At 56.3% G+C, this 13,131-nt stretch carries 12 protein-coding genes and 1 tRNA gene; 8 read left to right on the top strand and 5 right to left on the bottom strand.

The window, feature by feature from the left end; all coding sequences use genetic code 11:
- Positions 1 to 150: 150 nt before the first annotated feature.
- On the bottom strand, positions 151 to 1,488 hold the full coding sequence (locus AC2FNN_RS10380; RefSeq protein WP_496758399.1) for a serine hydrolase domain-containing protein: 1,338 nt from the start codon (positions 1,486 to 1,488) through the stop codon (positions 151 to 153).
- Between the two features lie 127 nt (positions 1,489 to 1,615).
- Complete coding sequence (locus AC2FNN_RS10375) at positions 1,616 to 2,539, bottom strand: LysR family transcriptional regulator (protein ID WP_496758398.1); 924 nt, start codon at positions 2,537 to 2,539, stop codon at positions 1,616 to 1,618.
- A gap of 122 nt (positions 2,540 to 2,661) precedes the next feature.
- Between AC2FNN_RS10375 and cuyA the strand changes: the two genes are divergently transcribed.
- The gene (gene cuyA, locus AC2FNN_RS10370) at positions 2,662 to 3,675 is read left to right on the top strand and encodes a D-cysteate sulfo-lyase (protein WP_496758397.1); all 1,014 of its coding nucleotides are present in this window, start codon (positions 2,662 to 2,664) and stop codon (positions 3,673 to 3,675) included.
- Between the two features lie 3 nt (positions 3,676 to 3,678).
- The gene (gene cuyB, locus AC2FNN_RS10365) at positions 3,679 to 4,386 is read left to right on the top strand and encodes a cysteate racemase (protein WP_496758396.1); all 708 of its coding nucleotides are present in this window, start codon (positions 3,679 to 3,681) and stop codon (positions 4,384 to 4,386) included.
- Positions 4,387 to 4,439: 53 nt separating this feature from the next.
- On the opposite strand, the gene AC2FNN_RS10360 is transcribed toward cuyB, so the two are convergent.
- Positions 4,440 to 5,324 (bottom strand): LysR family transcriptional regulator, encoded by an 885-nt coding sequence (locus AC2FNN_RS10360; protein WP_496758395.1) that lies wholly within the window; start codon positions 5,322 to 5,324, stop codon positions 4,440 to 4,442.
- Between the two features lie 269 nt (positions 5,325 to 5,593).
- Between AC2FNN_RS10360 and AC2FNN_RS10355 the strand changes: the two genes are divergently transcribed.
- From AC2FNN_RS10355 to AC2FNN_RS10340, 4 genes are all read left to right on the top strand, one after another.
- A complete protein-coding gene (locus AC2FNN_RS10355) occupies positions 5,594 to 6,559 on the top strand; it encodes an ABC transporter substrate-binding protein (protein WP_496758393.1) in 966 nt (321 codons plus the stop codon).
- 67 nt (positions 6,560 to 6,626) lie between these two features.
- Positions 6,627 to 7,682 (top strand): quaternary amine ABC transporter ATP-binding protein, encoded by a 1,056-nt coding sequence (locus AC2FNN_RS10350; RefSeq protein WP_496758391.1) that lies wholly within the window; start codon positions 6,627 to 6,629, stop codon positions 7,680 to 7,682.
- On the top strand, positions 7,679 to 9,220 hold the full coding sequence (locus AC2FNN_RS10345; protein ID WP_496758390.1) for an ABC transporter permease: 1,542 nt from the start codon (positions 7,679 to 7,681) through the stop codon (positions 9,218 to 9,220). The genes AC2FNN_RS10350 and AC2FNN_RS10345 overlap by 4 nt, the downstream gene beginning before the upstream one ends.
- The gene (locus AC2FNN_RS10340) at positions 9,217 to 9,936 is read left to right on the top strand and encodes an alpha/beta fold hydrolase (protein ID WP_496758389.1); all 720 of its coding nucleotides are present in this window, start codon (positions 9,217 to 9,219) and stop codon (positions 9,934 to 9,936) included. Before AC2FNN_RS10345 ends, AC2FNN_RS10340 begins: the two co-directional genes overlap by 4 nt.
- Before the next feature lie 268 nt (positions 9,937 to 10,204).
- Here the strand turns inward: AC2FNN_RS10340 and AC2FNN_RS10335 are convergent, their stop codons facing one another.
- The gene (locus AC2FNN_RS10335) at positions 10,205 to 11,080 is read right to left on the bottom strand and encodes a hypothetical protein (RefSeq protein ID WP_496758387.1); all 876 of its coding nucleotides are present in this window, start codon (positions 11,078 to 11,080) and stop codon (positions 10,205 to 10,207) included.
- Between the two features lie 175 nt (positions 11,081 to 11,255).
- Here AC2FNN_RS10335 and AC2FNN_RS10330 point away from each other — a divergent pair.
- Both AC2FNN_RS10330 and AC2FNN_RS10325 read left to right on the top strand, forming a co-directional pair.
- Positions 11,256 to 11,331, top strand: a tRNA-Thr gene (locus AC2FNN_RS10330).
- A 215-nt stretch (positions 11,332 to 11,546) separates the two neighbouring features.
- Positions 11,547 to 12,434, top strand: coding sequence for a DNA adenine methylase (locus tag AC2FNN_RS10325; RefSeq protein ID WP_496758386.1), 888 nt, complete (start codon positions 11,547 to 11,549; stop codon positions 12,432 to 12,434).
- Here AC2FNN_RS10325 and AC2FNN_RS10320 read toward each other — a convergent pair.
- Complete coding sequence (locus AC2FNN_RS10320; RefSeq protein WP_496758384.1) at positions 12,397 to 13,122, bottom strand: helix-turn-helix domain-containing protein; 726 nt, start codon at positions 13,120 to 13,122, stop codon at positions 12,397 to 12,399. The two genes, AC2FNN_RS10325 and AC2FNN_RS10320, sit on opposite strands and share 38 nt — an antisense overlap.
- Positions 13,123 to 13,131 lie beyond the last annotated feature (9 nt).

The raw sequence follows: 13,131 nt of genomic DNA, 5'->3' as shown, positions 1-13,131 counted from the left end.
GCCGCGTGAAAGCCCGGCACCTTGATTTTGTATGCGGCGGTATACCAAAATGTGCCGGCATGCAAGATACCGATCTGCGACCCGGTGTCCTGCCCCACAGGCGATGCCCGCCGCAATGTCGGGCGGTGCGTCGATGGGAATGTCGATCCCCTAGCCCCCGAAAGCCGCAATAAGCGCTTTTGCCAAGGGCAAAGAAGAATAGCCCACCCGTGAAGGTGTAAGCCCCATCCGCACGGCCACCATGTCACGCGACGGGAAAATTCCGATGGACTGACCGTCATGCCCTTGCAACCAAACCGCGTCTTCAAACGGAGGCAGGTCGCCCGGCGATTTCAACCAAAGATGACCCTTGGCATATTCCCCACCAGACACCGCAACAGGTTCGAACATCCAGTCCACAAAACCTGTGGGCAAAATCTGTGCGCCGTCCCAAACCCCTTTTTGCAGCAGAAACTGGCCATACCTCGCCCAGTCTCGGGCCGTGGCGTACATATAGCTGGATCCGATGAATGTATCGGCGACATCTGTCTCGATGATCGCCGAAGCCATGCCAAGCGGTTCAAAAAGCGCATCCCGAGGATAGCTCAAACCGCCATCGGGCAGCTTGTCCTGCCAAACCCGGGACAGCGCGGTGGACGTGCCAGAGGAATAATTGAAGTCGGTTCCAATGCCGGCTTCCAGTGCACGGTCAGCAGCGAAACCGGCCATGTCATTGCTGAGATACAGCATCCTGGTCACGTCTGACACGTCTCCGTACTCTTCATTCCATTGCAGACCGCTTGTCATTGCCAGCATGTCCGCAACAGTAATGTCGCGCCTTGCGTCCTCTACCCATTCGGGAAAGCTGTCGACGAGGGTGTCCGATACATTCATCTGACCCGCGTTGATCAACGTCCCGATCAACCCGGCCGTGACCGTCTTGGTCATGGACCAGCCCAGCAACGGTGTGTCGGCGTCGAACCCTTCGGCATAGCGTTCGGCCACGATGCGCCCGCCTTGAACCACCACTACGGCGCGGTACCCTTCGCCAAGCAGCGTATCATCTGACAAGACGGCCTGAATTTTGGGATCATGAGACTGCGCAACGTCGTTTCCCGTTGGCCAAAGGCCGGACATCGGGGACTTGGCGGCCTCAAGCCGCTGCGCACTCAGGGATGTAGCATGCACGTTGGTGCAGCCAAGCCCCTGCCGAAACTGCGACGTGGCGGGCGCGAAGAACCGAAAGAGTCGCGCGTGAACAGTCTGCGCCTGTCGATCGACCTCAATCGAAACATGTTTGAGCAGCGGATGCCCCGGGGCCTGCACATCCACCGCAAGGACTTCTTCCGGATCACGTCCGGCAATGAAAACATTCGAACAGACAATCTTGGCCGAGTAATTCGTGCCCACTTTCAGCAAATCCGGGGGGGCGATCAGCAGATAACCAAGCAGCCCCACGATGCCCAGAACCACGCCACCTAGACCCGTTTTCAATACCTTCCTGAACATCCGCTGACCTGCCCTTTTGCTGTCTTTTCAGCACAGGTTAGATACATCCAGCTTGGTTTTGCCACTATTCCGTTGCGTATTCTTCCGATGCTGACCGGCAGACCCGGTGCCTTTCTCGGCGAACTGCTCAGCTCGCCTTGTCGCTTTGATCCTGCGACAACCAAAAGCTTTGCGATTGCCCGGCAAGACGTTGCCAGATCTGTTCACTGAACTCTGGCTTCGCTTCGGCCAAACGGACCATTCTTATTGTCAGTGCCTGTGCAGGCAGAGCCTCTTCAACGCTTACAAGCTGCCCCTGAGCAAGCGACGTGGCGACCAAAGAGTGGGGTAGCCATGCAACACCGATTTCATTCACGGCATATTGCAGCATCGCCAGCGTCAGGGCCGTCTCTGCCTTGGCCACGAGTCTGGTTTCGTCGGGCAAACGCGGTGCAATCAATCGGGAAAACACTTGCCCAAGAAAAACATCAGGCGGGTAGACAATCGCAGGAATGGTCTTGCCACCCAATTCGCCACGCATTGCCGGTGCGCATACCGGGATCAATGTGTCGGCACCAAGCGACTTTGCCTCAAACGCACTTTCGAGGCTCTGCACCCCGCCGTCCGATGCCGCGTACATGATCGCGAAATCGACTTCTTTCGAGATCAGCTGCAACAGGCATTTGTCCTGATTCCCCGATCGCACCTGAACCGAAATATCGCTGTTTTCGGTCAACATCCGAACCACTTTCGGCGAGACGGTTGTCGTCAGCGCATGCTGGCACACAAGCGTCAAAGGCTGGCTGGCCTGATCGCTTTCTGTTTTCAAACTGTGACGCAGTTTGTGCAGTCGCGCACTCAGCTCGCGCAGTTCTGGTTCCAATGCCTGAACGCCCGGCATCAGGGATACGGGTTTGCGGCGACGATCAAACAGGGTCGCACCGATACTGCCCTCGATGAGCCGCACCCGGCGGGTAAAGGCAGATTGAGTCAGCAGCCGTTTTTCCGCGGCACGTGTCAGCGATCCGCTGTCCAGCACGGCCAATATGTCATCGATCCATTCCAAACGCATGTGAATCAGATAGCCCAGACATCACCAACATGCAATTTTTGCAACATATCCACCGAATTTCGAATTAGCAGAGCGGCAAAACACAGCGTAAATTGACGAAAATCAATATTAGGAACTGTGACATGCATCTTGCGCGCTTTCCCCGCCTTCACCTCGCCCATCTTCCGACACCGCTTGAACCGATGAAGCGGCTTTCCAAAGAGCTGGGTGTGGAAATCTGGATCAAGCGCGACGATTGCACCGGCATGTCAACCGGCGGCAACAAGACCCGCAAGCTGGAATTCCTGATGGCCGAAGCGGAAGCGCAGGGCGCCGACATGGTGATGACGCAAGGTGCCACTCAAACCAACCACGGTCGACAAACCGCAGCATTTGCCGCCAAGCTGGGCCTTGATTGCCATATTCTTCTGGAAGATCGCACCGGCTATCAAGATGGCAACTACAATACAAACGGCAATGTCCTACTGGACCACTTGCACGGCGCGACCACCCAGAAGTTTCCCGGGGGGCACGATATGCCGGGCGAAATGGAACAGGCTGCCGCGAAGAAACGGGCAGAAGGCCGAAACGTCTATGTCATTCCCGGCGGTGGCTCGAACCCGACCGGGGCGCTTGGCTATGTAAACGCGGCCTTTGAACTGTTGGGTCAGGCCAATGACAGCGGATTGCGGATTGACCGGCTGGTACATGCAACCGGGTCGTCCGGTACGCAGGCAGGTTTGGTGACGGGAATGTGCGCCATGAATGCGCAGGTGCCGGTGCTTGGCATCGGGACAAGGGCACCTCGGCCAAAGCAGGAACAGATGGTATACGACCTCGCCTGCAAGACGGCCGAAAAGCTGGGGTGCGCAGGCGTGGTAAAGCGCGAAGATGTCATTGCCAATACCGACTATGTCGGCGAAGGCTATGGCCTGCCCACTGAAAGCGGCATCGAAGCAATCCAGATGTTTGCCGAATTGGAAGGTATCCTTCTGGATCCCTGCTACTCGGCCAAGGGCGCGGCGGGCCTGATCGATCTGGCGCGCAAAGGCGAATTCAAAGACCAGCGGGTCGTTTTCCTTCACACGGGCGGCGCGGCGGCTTTGGCGGGGTATGACTTTGCCTTCAATCACAAAGACCGCTGGGTGAATATCTGAGCAATGACGCTGCGCCCCATCGGCATTCTTGGCGGCATGGGCCCCGAGGCAACGATCCTCCTCCAGCGCAAACTGGTCGAGGCTGTAAAGGTCAGCGACGACCGGGACCACATTCCGCTTTTGATCGACATGAACACTCAGGTCCCGTCACGGATCGCGCATCTGATCGAAGGGGCGGGCGAAGATCCGGGGCCGACACTGGCGGCGATGGCGCGACGCCTTCAGGATGCCGGCGCCGTGGCGCTGGCAATGCCCTGCAACACGGCGCATCATTATGCAAAGGCGATCACCGAAGCCGTGACCGTTCCGCTGTTGAATATGGTTGAGCTGGCTGCGGATCACGCCGTCGGGACACTCGGAAAGGGTGGGTGCGTTGGTGTGCTTGCTTCTCCGGCGGTGCGCCGTACTTGTCTTTTCGAAACAGCCCTCAACGCGCGCGGGCTGTCAACCGTTTGGCCAACGGATGACGACGCGATGCTGGCGGCGATCCGCGCGATTAAGGTCAACGGCCAAACCGACAAGGCACGCGAAACGCTGAGAGCGTCCTCAAGGGCTCTGGTCAAGGCTGGGGCAGACGTGCAGCTTGTCGCTTGCTCAGAGTTCTCCCTCATCGCCGACAGCATCGCGGATGACGCCAATGCAGTGGATACGATCGACCTGCTGGTCCGCGCGATCGTCAATTTTTCTCAGACGGGCCGCCATACCAGGTAACGGCGCATCTTCCGCTCGATGGCCGGTCGGTGCACCAAAACGAACCCGTCCAGTCACAAACGCTGCCAAAGCTGGTGCGCGATCTGATCCAAACTGGCCGGATTGGAAAAGGCTGAAATCGTCAACGTCGCACACCATGCATCATCACCGATCGGCACCAGCAACCCCTGATCCAGCTCCGCCGAGATCGACGTTTCGGGCATCCAGGCAAATCCGCTGCCGGTCATCAATCTTCGTTTGATCGTTTCGACGAGACTATCGACATATATCGTTTCGGTATTCTGGGGTTTCCGGTCAACGGTGTTTTCAACGACCATGCCCAAGAACGAAGACCGGTCATAGGCCAGATAGGGGATCGGCGGGCCATCCTGTCGGGACAAATCCCAACCCAGTGTCCGCACCGGCCCCTCGGCAGCCACCGGGATCAGACGGTCCTTCAGCAGATCCTTACGCTCGAACGCGGTTTCGTCGATCATGGGCGACACAGAATGGTGATAGTAGCACAGCAGGATATCCACCGCGCCTTCGACTAAAAGATCACAGCAGGTGCTCAGAGAATCGGACAGGACGCGCGTGCGCAAATCAGGGATCTGCTTCTGCAACTCTTCTATGCGGGTCGCCAAAAAATTAACCGCAATGGTGTGCAGAACCGAAAACCGGATGAACCGACTGTCGCCCCGGTCGGCGTCCCGCAGGGATTGGCGCGATTCAGACAGCTGCGAAATTGCCGCCTGGGCAACAGGCAGGAATTGTTTTCCGGCCTCGGTCAATTGCACGGGATAGGTTGCCCGATTGACCAAAGGCAGCCCCACCCAGCTTTCCAACGCTTTGATTCTGCGGCTGAATGCGGATTGCGTGATGTTACGCTCATCAGACGCGCGGGTGAAGTTCAAGGTCCGGGCGAGGCATTCAAAATCGCGTAGCCAATTCAGATCCAATGCGTGTCCCCGCCTGTGAAAGAGCATTTTCAGCAAGGATACAGAAAACTATGCAGAAACAGAATAGTTTGATGAAATGTTCGAATTGGCTCTCGGAAAAGCTCCTGTTCTAGACTTCCGGGCAGGGTCCGGCGGTTGGTCTTGTTTTCAGCCTTCCGTCCGAATGTGTCGCCAAAGGCATGTTGGCGCGACCCTGTTGCGCGACGGGAAAATCGAACGACGGAAAGAACGACGCCGAACCACGGCGCACTTCAACAGAGGAGAAGACCATGAGAACCAATCTGAAAAAGCTGGGGATGGCTGCTGCGGTCAGCGTCTGTGCTGTGCCGGCATTCGCAGCCGAAGAGGTGAAAATCGGCGTGCCATCCTGGACCGGTGCACAAGCGATTGCCCATGTGCTGGGCGCGGTCGTGGAAATGCGCATCGGGGGCAAAGTGGAATATGTGCCCGGCAACAACGCCACGATCTTTCAGGCGATGGATCAGGGCAAGGGCGATATCGACGTTCATCCCGACGTTTGGCTGCCCAACCAGGAAAGTTTCACCAAGAAATATGTGGACGATGCGGGCACCGTCACCCTGTCATCGAACCCCTACGAGGGCAATCAGGGTTTCTGCGTCAGCAAAGACTTTGGTGAAGCCAACAACATCACCGACATCGCCGATCTGGGCCGCCCGGATGTGGCCGCATTGATGGACAGTGACGGCAATGGCAAAGGTGAAATGTGGATTGGCGCGCCGGGTTGGGCTTCGGCCAACGTGAACGAAGTCAAAACCCGCGACTATGGTCTGCTGGATTTCATTGATCCGATACGTGCCGAGGAAAGCGTGAAAACCGCGCGGATCAAGGACAGCATCGCCAAGGGCGAAGGCTACGCCTTCTATTGCTACAAGCCGCATGCCGTCTGGTACATGTTCGACGTCCAGATGTTGACCGAGCCGCCATTCGACCCGGCAAAATACGTGATGGTCCAACCGTCCGATGACCCGGACTGGTACAACAAATCCAATGTTGCGACCAAGGACGCCCTCAAGAACGTGCAGATTGCTTGGTCCAACACGCTGCCAGAGCGTTCTCCGGCGATTGCCGATTTCTTGGCGAATTTCGCATTGACGGCGGATGATGTCAGCGGGTTCGCCTATGAGATCAGCGGAAAAGGCCGCGACCCGGCGGACGTAGCCCGTGAATGGGTCGAAGCGAACCCGGATCGTGTCGACGCCTGGCTGGGTCTCTGATCTTTCGTCCAGAAACAGGGTGGCGGCGATGGACGGCGCCACCCAGATGCGCACCTCTGGGGGACTCATGAGCGACGATACCGTTATTAAAATCTCGAATGTCTGGAAGATATTCGGGGGCAGGCCCGAGGTGGCGCTGCAAGCAATCCGCGACCGCGGATTGGACAAGGCCCAGGTGCTGGCGGAATACAACTGCGTTGTCGGCGTCGCTGATGTCAGTCTTTCGGTCAACCGGGGCGAGATATTCTGCATCATGGGCCTGTCAGGCAGCGGAAAGTCCACTCTGGTCCGCCACTTCAACCGGCTGTTGGAACCCACCGCAGGCAAGATCGAAATCGAGGGCACTGACGTGATGGCCCTGGGCCCGAAAGAGCTTCAGCAGTTTCGCAACAACAAGATTGGCATGGTCTTTCAGAACTTTGCGCTGATGCCGCATCGGTCTGTGCTGGACAATGTCGCAATGCCGCTGGAAATCCGGCAGGTCAGCAAGAATGAACGCATGCGCCAGGCCGCCGCTATTCTGGATATCGTCGAGCTCGGAGCCTGGGGATCGAAATTCGCACACGAGCTGTCCGGGGGTATGCAGCAACGTGTGGGCCTTGCCCGGGCACTGGCGGCGAACCCGGATGTGTTGTTGATGGACGAACCGTTCTCGGCGTTGGACCCGTTGATCCGGCGGCAATTGCAGGATGAATTCATTCGACTGAGCAAAATCCTGAAAAAGACGACGATCTTCATCACCCATGATTTGGATGAAGCCGTCCGTATCGGGAACCGGATCGCGATCATGCGCGACGGCAAGGTGGTGCAGATCGGGACGGCCGAAGACATCGTCATGAACCCCGCCGATGACTATGTTGCCGATTTCGTGGCGGGTATCTCAAGGCTCAAGGTGGTGCGTGCCCACGCCGTCATGCGGCCCATACCTGAACATGTCGCGACCCACGGCCCCCTGCCCTCGGACGCCCCGCGTGTGAATGAAGGCGAAAACCTGAGCACGCTGATCAATCTGGCAATCGACACTGACAACGCGATCCTTGTGGAGGACGGCGGCGTGGATGTTGGCGTCATAACCCGTGCCGATCTGTTGCGCACCGTGATCGAAGGAACCGAAGTGTCATGAGGTCTTCAGATGTGAACCCGCTGGAAGATACCAAGAACGAGGCCGCTTTGGCATATGCCGAAGAGCGGCGCGAAAACATCCGGGCCTTCGTTCGCACCAGCCCCGACTATTACATCCGCAACTTCGACAAGATCGGCGCGTCGTCCCGCTTTACGCCGACTTTCAATCTGATGGCCGGGTTGTTTGGCCCGGTCTGGTTCGGTGCACGGGGCTTGTGGTCATGGGCGTTGCCATTTCTGATCCTCGAAACAATAGCCTATGTGCAGATCGCGCGCGGGATGTTCGGCGACCTGGCGGCCGAGGCAATGGAACGCATCGCGTCAATTGAAGGGACGCTTGAGCTGCGCCGTCAGCAGTTGGCCGCTGCCATCGAAAACAATTCGGACAAGATCGACGTCTATCAGCGAACGGTGGACTCGCTCGAAGAAAACATAGGCGGCATCCGCGCCGAAGCCGAAGCAATGGCCGCTGAAGGGCCATATATCGTTCTGACCGGCCTGATCATTCTGATCATCGTCAAGCTTGTTCAGTCTCAGGTGGCAAACTGGGCGCTCGAGGCGCGTTTCTCGGAATGGCTGTCAGATCGTTCAATCCGATCTGCAATGCCGGTATCGCAGATCGTGTTCAGCGCGATCTTTATGGCGCTGATCGTTTCTGCGGCGATGATGCATTACAGCTTTCCGGGGCGTTTCTCGTTGCTTAGCCACTTCCCGACAGACCCTAATATCCGCCTGACCAGCATCACCTGGGTGGAAGATTTCATCGCCTGGTGCGTGCGCAACAGCGAAGCGTTCTTTGACGGGCTGACATTCGGCATCCGTACCCTGCTGGACGCGCTTGAGGTCATTTTGGTGCAGACGCCATGGATCGTGATCGCCAGTCTCATCATTCTGCTAACTTGGCTGACTGCGGGCGTCAGCACGGCAATCTATTCGGGCGCGTTTCTGGCCTATATGGGGCTGTTGGGCTTTTGGGAGGGCGCAATGACCACGCTGGCCTTGCTGGGGACAGCGGCGTGCCTGTCGATTGTCATCGGAATTCCATTGGGCATGTTCGCGGCGCGCCGCCCTCGGTTCTACGCCTTCATCCAGCCGATCATGGATTTCATGCAAACCATGCCCGCCTTTGTTTTCATGGTCCCCGTGATCGCGTTTTTTGGTGTCGGCAAGCCGGCGGCGGTCGTGGTCACGATGATTTTCGGTGGTACGCCCGTGGTGCGCCTGACCGTTCTCGGCTTGCGTGGCGTGCCCGAAAGTGTACGCGAGGCGGCGATCAGTTTCGGCGCCAACAAATGGTACCTGCTCACCAAAGTCGACTTGCCACTGGCAAGCCCGTCGATCCGGGCGGGGATCAATCAGACAATCATGTTGTCACTGGCAATGGTTGTTGTTGCGTCTCTGATCGGTGCCAAAGGGCTGGGCGAGGATGTTCTTGAAGCGTTACAATACGCGAATGTGGGCCAGGGTATTCTTGCGGGGTTCTCAATCCTGTTCTGTGCCATGATCCTCGATCGGATTGTACAGGGCGGCCGGAAATGACACCCATTGTGTTTGTTCACGGGTTCCTGGGCGGCAGTCGGCAATGGCAGCGGCAGGTCGAGGCTTTGCAAGGTTACGATGTCATCACGCTGGATCTGCCGGGGTTTGGCGAAAATGCACAACGTGACGCATATTGCAGCATCTCAGGCTTCGCGGACTGGGCTCTGAATGAGCTGACGATACGCGACATCGAGACATTCCACCTGGTTGGTCACTCGATGGGTGGAATGGTCGCGCAGGAAATGGTTGCCCGTGCGCCCGAGCGTGTTGACCGTTTGGTTCTTTATGGCACCGGCTCCGTAGGAGTGCTGCCCGGGCGGTTTGAGACCATTGACACCTCGAAAACCCGTGCTTGTGCAGACGGTCCGAAAGTGACGGCGCGGCGGATTGCGGCAACCTGGTTTCTCGAACGCGAAAAAGCCTTGGAATATGAACTTTGCGCCACGATAGCGCAAAAAAGCAACCTGAAGGCCATGCTGTCAGGTTTGGATGCGATGCATTCCTGGAGCGGCGCTGAAAACCTGCCGGCAATCAAGACCAAGACGCTGATTATCTGGGGGGATCGTGATCGCACCTACCCATGGAGTCAGACGGAACAGTTGTGGCAATCCATCCCGAATGCAAACCTCGCGGTGATACCAAACTCTGCACATGCGGCGCATTTGGAAAAAGCCGAGCTGTTCAACGGGATATTGCGAGATTACTTTGCTGCCTGATGAATTGCGCCAAACAATTGAACCGGTCAGATGATGCCATTCTGCGGCAAACCGGATGATCGATTTGGTCGAACGCCATGGTCCGTCAGATTAATCCGTTGATCGGCCGGAGTTTCCGTATCAACGCGTCGCCGCAAGACCACCAGTTCGTGGCCTGATATTCAGCAGGGCCCCAAATTGGCATGCGTTCCTGCCCTCACGCTTGAATCGTTGAAAAAGTTTCCTTCGCGCAGTTGTGCACCCAATCCAACGGCACTGCGCAAACCGATCAGATTTGCAAAAAACGAACGTCCGGCATGGACCGGATCGTGGCCAGATCCTGTTCGTAAAGTTCTGTAAACGCTTCAACTATGTCAGAGTTCCAGCCCGGCAAGTCGAGCTCTTCTTCGATTTGCTCCGTTCGGGCGTATTCGTCCAGAATATTTGCCATTTCTTCACGTCGGCAGCCGGGATCGATGGCGTCCCCTTTTCTCACGATGTCCAATACATGACGTTGTCCGGCTTCTGTCAAAAGTGAGGACAGAAGTGCAAACTCTTCATGAAGCACAGCCTCATCAGGCAATCCCGCTATTGCGCGGATGATATCCCCCCAGATAAGCGGCGAATTCTCGTGTTCCCACAAGGTGAGTTGAACCTGAGGCGCAAGATCCCGCAGGTCTTCGATCATGCCAAGCCAGCTGAGGCAGCTTAAATCGGTACTGGCCAGAATGTCCCGCTGATGGTCTTCATGGATCGAGGTCAGAATCTTTGGGATAAAAACCCCGGGGTTTACCAGCCCTGCAAACACATGAACCTGTACGCCGTCCAGCAGAGTGTCCGTATGGGCCGTTCTATTCCCCGCAAACGGATAGATCTGCCCGTCTTGCAGCGCGGTGCGCCTGGGGCCAAAGAACTTGTCGCTCGACACAACCACGCGGTCCAGATTCTGGTTTCCGGCAACAAGCTCGGACAATCTGTTCCGTGCGTCTGCATCAGATACATCCTGCAGAATCGAGTCAGACATCACTTTGACGAATAGCCGGGACCGACGCGGCCCCAGAACCGCAGTTCGATACTTGGCCAGTACGCTCCTGTTCGCACCAAGCGAGGACATCACCAGCCCTTCATCCGAAAAGGCAACACCGGCGTGGATGGCAACCTGCATTTTTCCTTTACCCCTTGGCTTTTCTGCATAGCCGCGTCCGTTACCACACGCGAGATATTTGCAACGGATGAATTCAGCGTTTTTTTGCACGTTCTCAGGAAATTGGGCAATGTCTAAGTTTGGGCTAAAATTCAGGCTTGCAGTCTACTGCCAGAGGAAGTAATCGACAGCCAGTGCCCCTATAGCTCAGCTGGTAGAGCAACTGATTTGTAATCAGTAGGTCCGCGGTTCGAGTCCGTGTGGGGGCACCACTTAACCATTTGATGGCAAAGCAAAACGGGCGACCCAGCGGGCCGCCTGTTTGCTGTTCTGCAACAACTCTGCAACATCTTGCGCCAGCGCAATAAGCAATTTCCGGATTGGAGAAATACCTTATGTGGTATAGCTTACCAATGATCACCTCGTAATGTTGTGCTTTACGTTGGCGGGATCGCATCGTTACAAAAAACAAAAAAACGGAGAATTCATGCGACTGCCTCACCCAATCCCGTACCAAGGAAGCAAGCGGAAACTGGCACCCACAATTGGGTGCTACATCCCCCACTCAAAGACCTTCTACGAACCGTTCTGCGGCTCAGCAGCCATGACGATATTTGCTGCTTACAATGGTTTGGCCGACCAGTTTGTGCTGGGTGATAGCCTAGAACCTATCGTTCAATTGCAGCAAGCTATAGTAGAACAGCCGGAAGAAACATCTGAGTTGTATAGAACTATCTGGCTGGGGCAGGAGGAAGGTGACTACGGTTACTTCAACCGAGTCCGTGATCGCTACAACGAGAATCGCAATCCCGTCGATCTGCTCTACCTGATTTGCCGGTGCGTGAAGAATGCGGTGCGGTTCAATCGCGACGGGCGGTTCACACAGTCGGTCGACAAACGAAGATTAGGTATGCGACCTGAAAAGATGCAGGCGGCAATTTTCGGCGTTTCATCCCTGCTAAAGGGTAAAACAGATTTTCGCGTAGGTGACTGGCTGGATACAACTTCCGATGCATCGAAGGCCGACTTTGTTTATATGGACCCGCCATATCTTGGAACGTCAATCGGTCGCGACAAACGATACCATCAGCAGATGACGCAAGAACCTTTGATCGAAGGGCTTGCAAGCCTGAACTCGCGCGGTATCCCGTTCGCGCTGTCCTACGATGGAATGACCGGCGGCAAGGAATATGGCCCGCCGCTTCCAGATCATTTGGGAATGACGCGATTGCTGCTGCACGCGGGTACATCATCGCAGGCAACTTTATCAGGCAGGAAGGCCGAAACTATCGAGAGTCTCTATGTTTCGGAAGGGCTAACTGAACCGGTAGATGGCATTATCCACGCTCCACAGCAGATCGCGCTAGCGATTTGAGAATAGCGGCAACAGTTGTCCCGTTCGCATCTGCCTGAGCCTTCAAAGCGTCAAACACCTTAACTTCGTCATCCTGCCATTGCACATCGGCACGGCGGACCTGCTTCATCGCTATGTGTGTGTATTCTTCGGGAAAGGCCCACATACAAGCGCGGCACACTCCCTCATCTTGCGTGTCTTTCCAGTTCACGCACGCCTCACACGACCATGACTTTGCGCGCTGGCTCGAAGCGTCAAGCAACATATAGGCATCTGGGTTGGTTTCGTCGTGCGCACCATCGCCTACAACTTCGTAAGGAATGCGGTGGTCGATTTGTAGATAGCGCCCATCGAGCTTTTCGTTCGTGAACGCTTCCCGCGAGTCGTAATAGGCTAGCAGTTTGTCCTTGAACGGTTTCGAGAAGGCTTTTCTCCCTCCGATGCGCCCTTTCTTGATCTTGGCTGGATCACCAAAAACATATGCGCCAATCTGCCTTCCGGTTCGTTCACTGGTGACACGTATCGTGTCGAGCGGCACGCCCTGTTCACGAACATCTCGTGCCGCGCGAGGCGGATGATCGTAACCGTAGACGTTTTGAAGTTCTTCGGTCGTAACCTGACCGTGTTTCAAGATGTGGTCGATTACAGTTCGCGGACGTTTCGCCGTAACCTTATCACATAATTCTAGAATCTTAGGATCAACTGACATGACCCCTTG

Source organism: Ruegeria sp. BHSA118, assembly GCF_059613405.1.
Note: the sequence above shows the minus strand (reverse complement) of the source record. Positions and strands in the feature narration are given on the sequence as shown.

Coding starts and splice junctions, on each gene's coding strand:
- cuyB (WP_496758396.1), top strand. CDS start 3,679: ATGACGCTGCGCCCCATCGGCATTCTTGGCGGCATGGGCCCCGAGGCA.
- AC2FNN_RS10355 (WP_496758393.1), top strand. CDS start 5,594: ATGAGAACCAATCTGAAAAAGCTGGGGATGGCTGCTGCGGTCAGCGTC.
- cuyA (WP_496758397.1), top strand. CDS start 2,662: ATGCATCTTGCGCGCTTTCCCCGCCTTCACCTCGCCCATCTTCCGACA.
- AC2FNN_RS10335 (WP_496758387.1), bottom strand. CDS start 11,080: ATGCAGGTTGCCATCCACGCCGGTGTTGCCTTTTCGGATGAAGGGCTG.
- AC2FNN_RS10345 (WP_496758390.1), top strand. CDS start 7,679: ATGAGGTCTTCAGATGTGAACCCGCTGGAAGATACCAAGAACGAGGCC.
- AC2FNN_RS10350 (WP_496758391.1), top strand. CDS start 6,627: ATGAGCGACGATACCGTTATTAAAATCTCGAATGTCTGGAAGATATTC.
- AC2FNN_RS10320 (WP_496758384.1), bottom strand. CDS start 13,122: ATGTCAGTTGATCCTAAGATTCTAGAATTATGTGATAAGGTTACGGCG.
- AC2FNN_RS10340 (WP_496758389.1), top strand. CDS start 9,217: ATGACACCCATTGTGTTTGTTCACGGGTTCCTGGGCGGCAGTCGGCAA.
- AC2FNN_RS10375 (WP_496758398.1), bottom strand. CDS start 2,539: ATGCGTTTGGAATGGATCGATGACATATTGGCCGTGCTGGACAGCGGA.
- AC2FNN_RS10380 (WP_496758399.1), bottom strand. CDS start 1,488: ATGTTCAGGAAGGTATTGAAAACGGGTCTAGGTGGCGTGGTTCTGGGC.
- AC2FNN_RS10325 (WP_496758386.1), top strand. CDS start 11,547: ATGCGACTGCCTCACCCAATCCCGTACCAAGGAAGCAAGCGGAAACTG.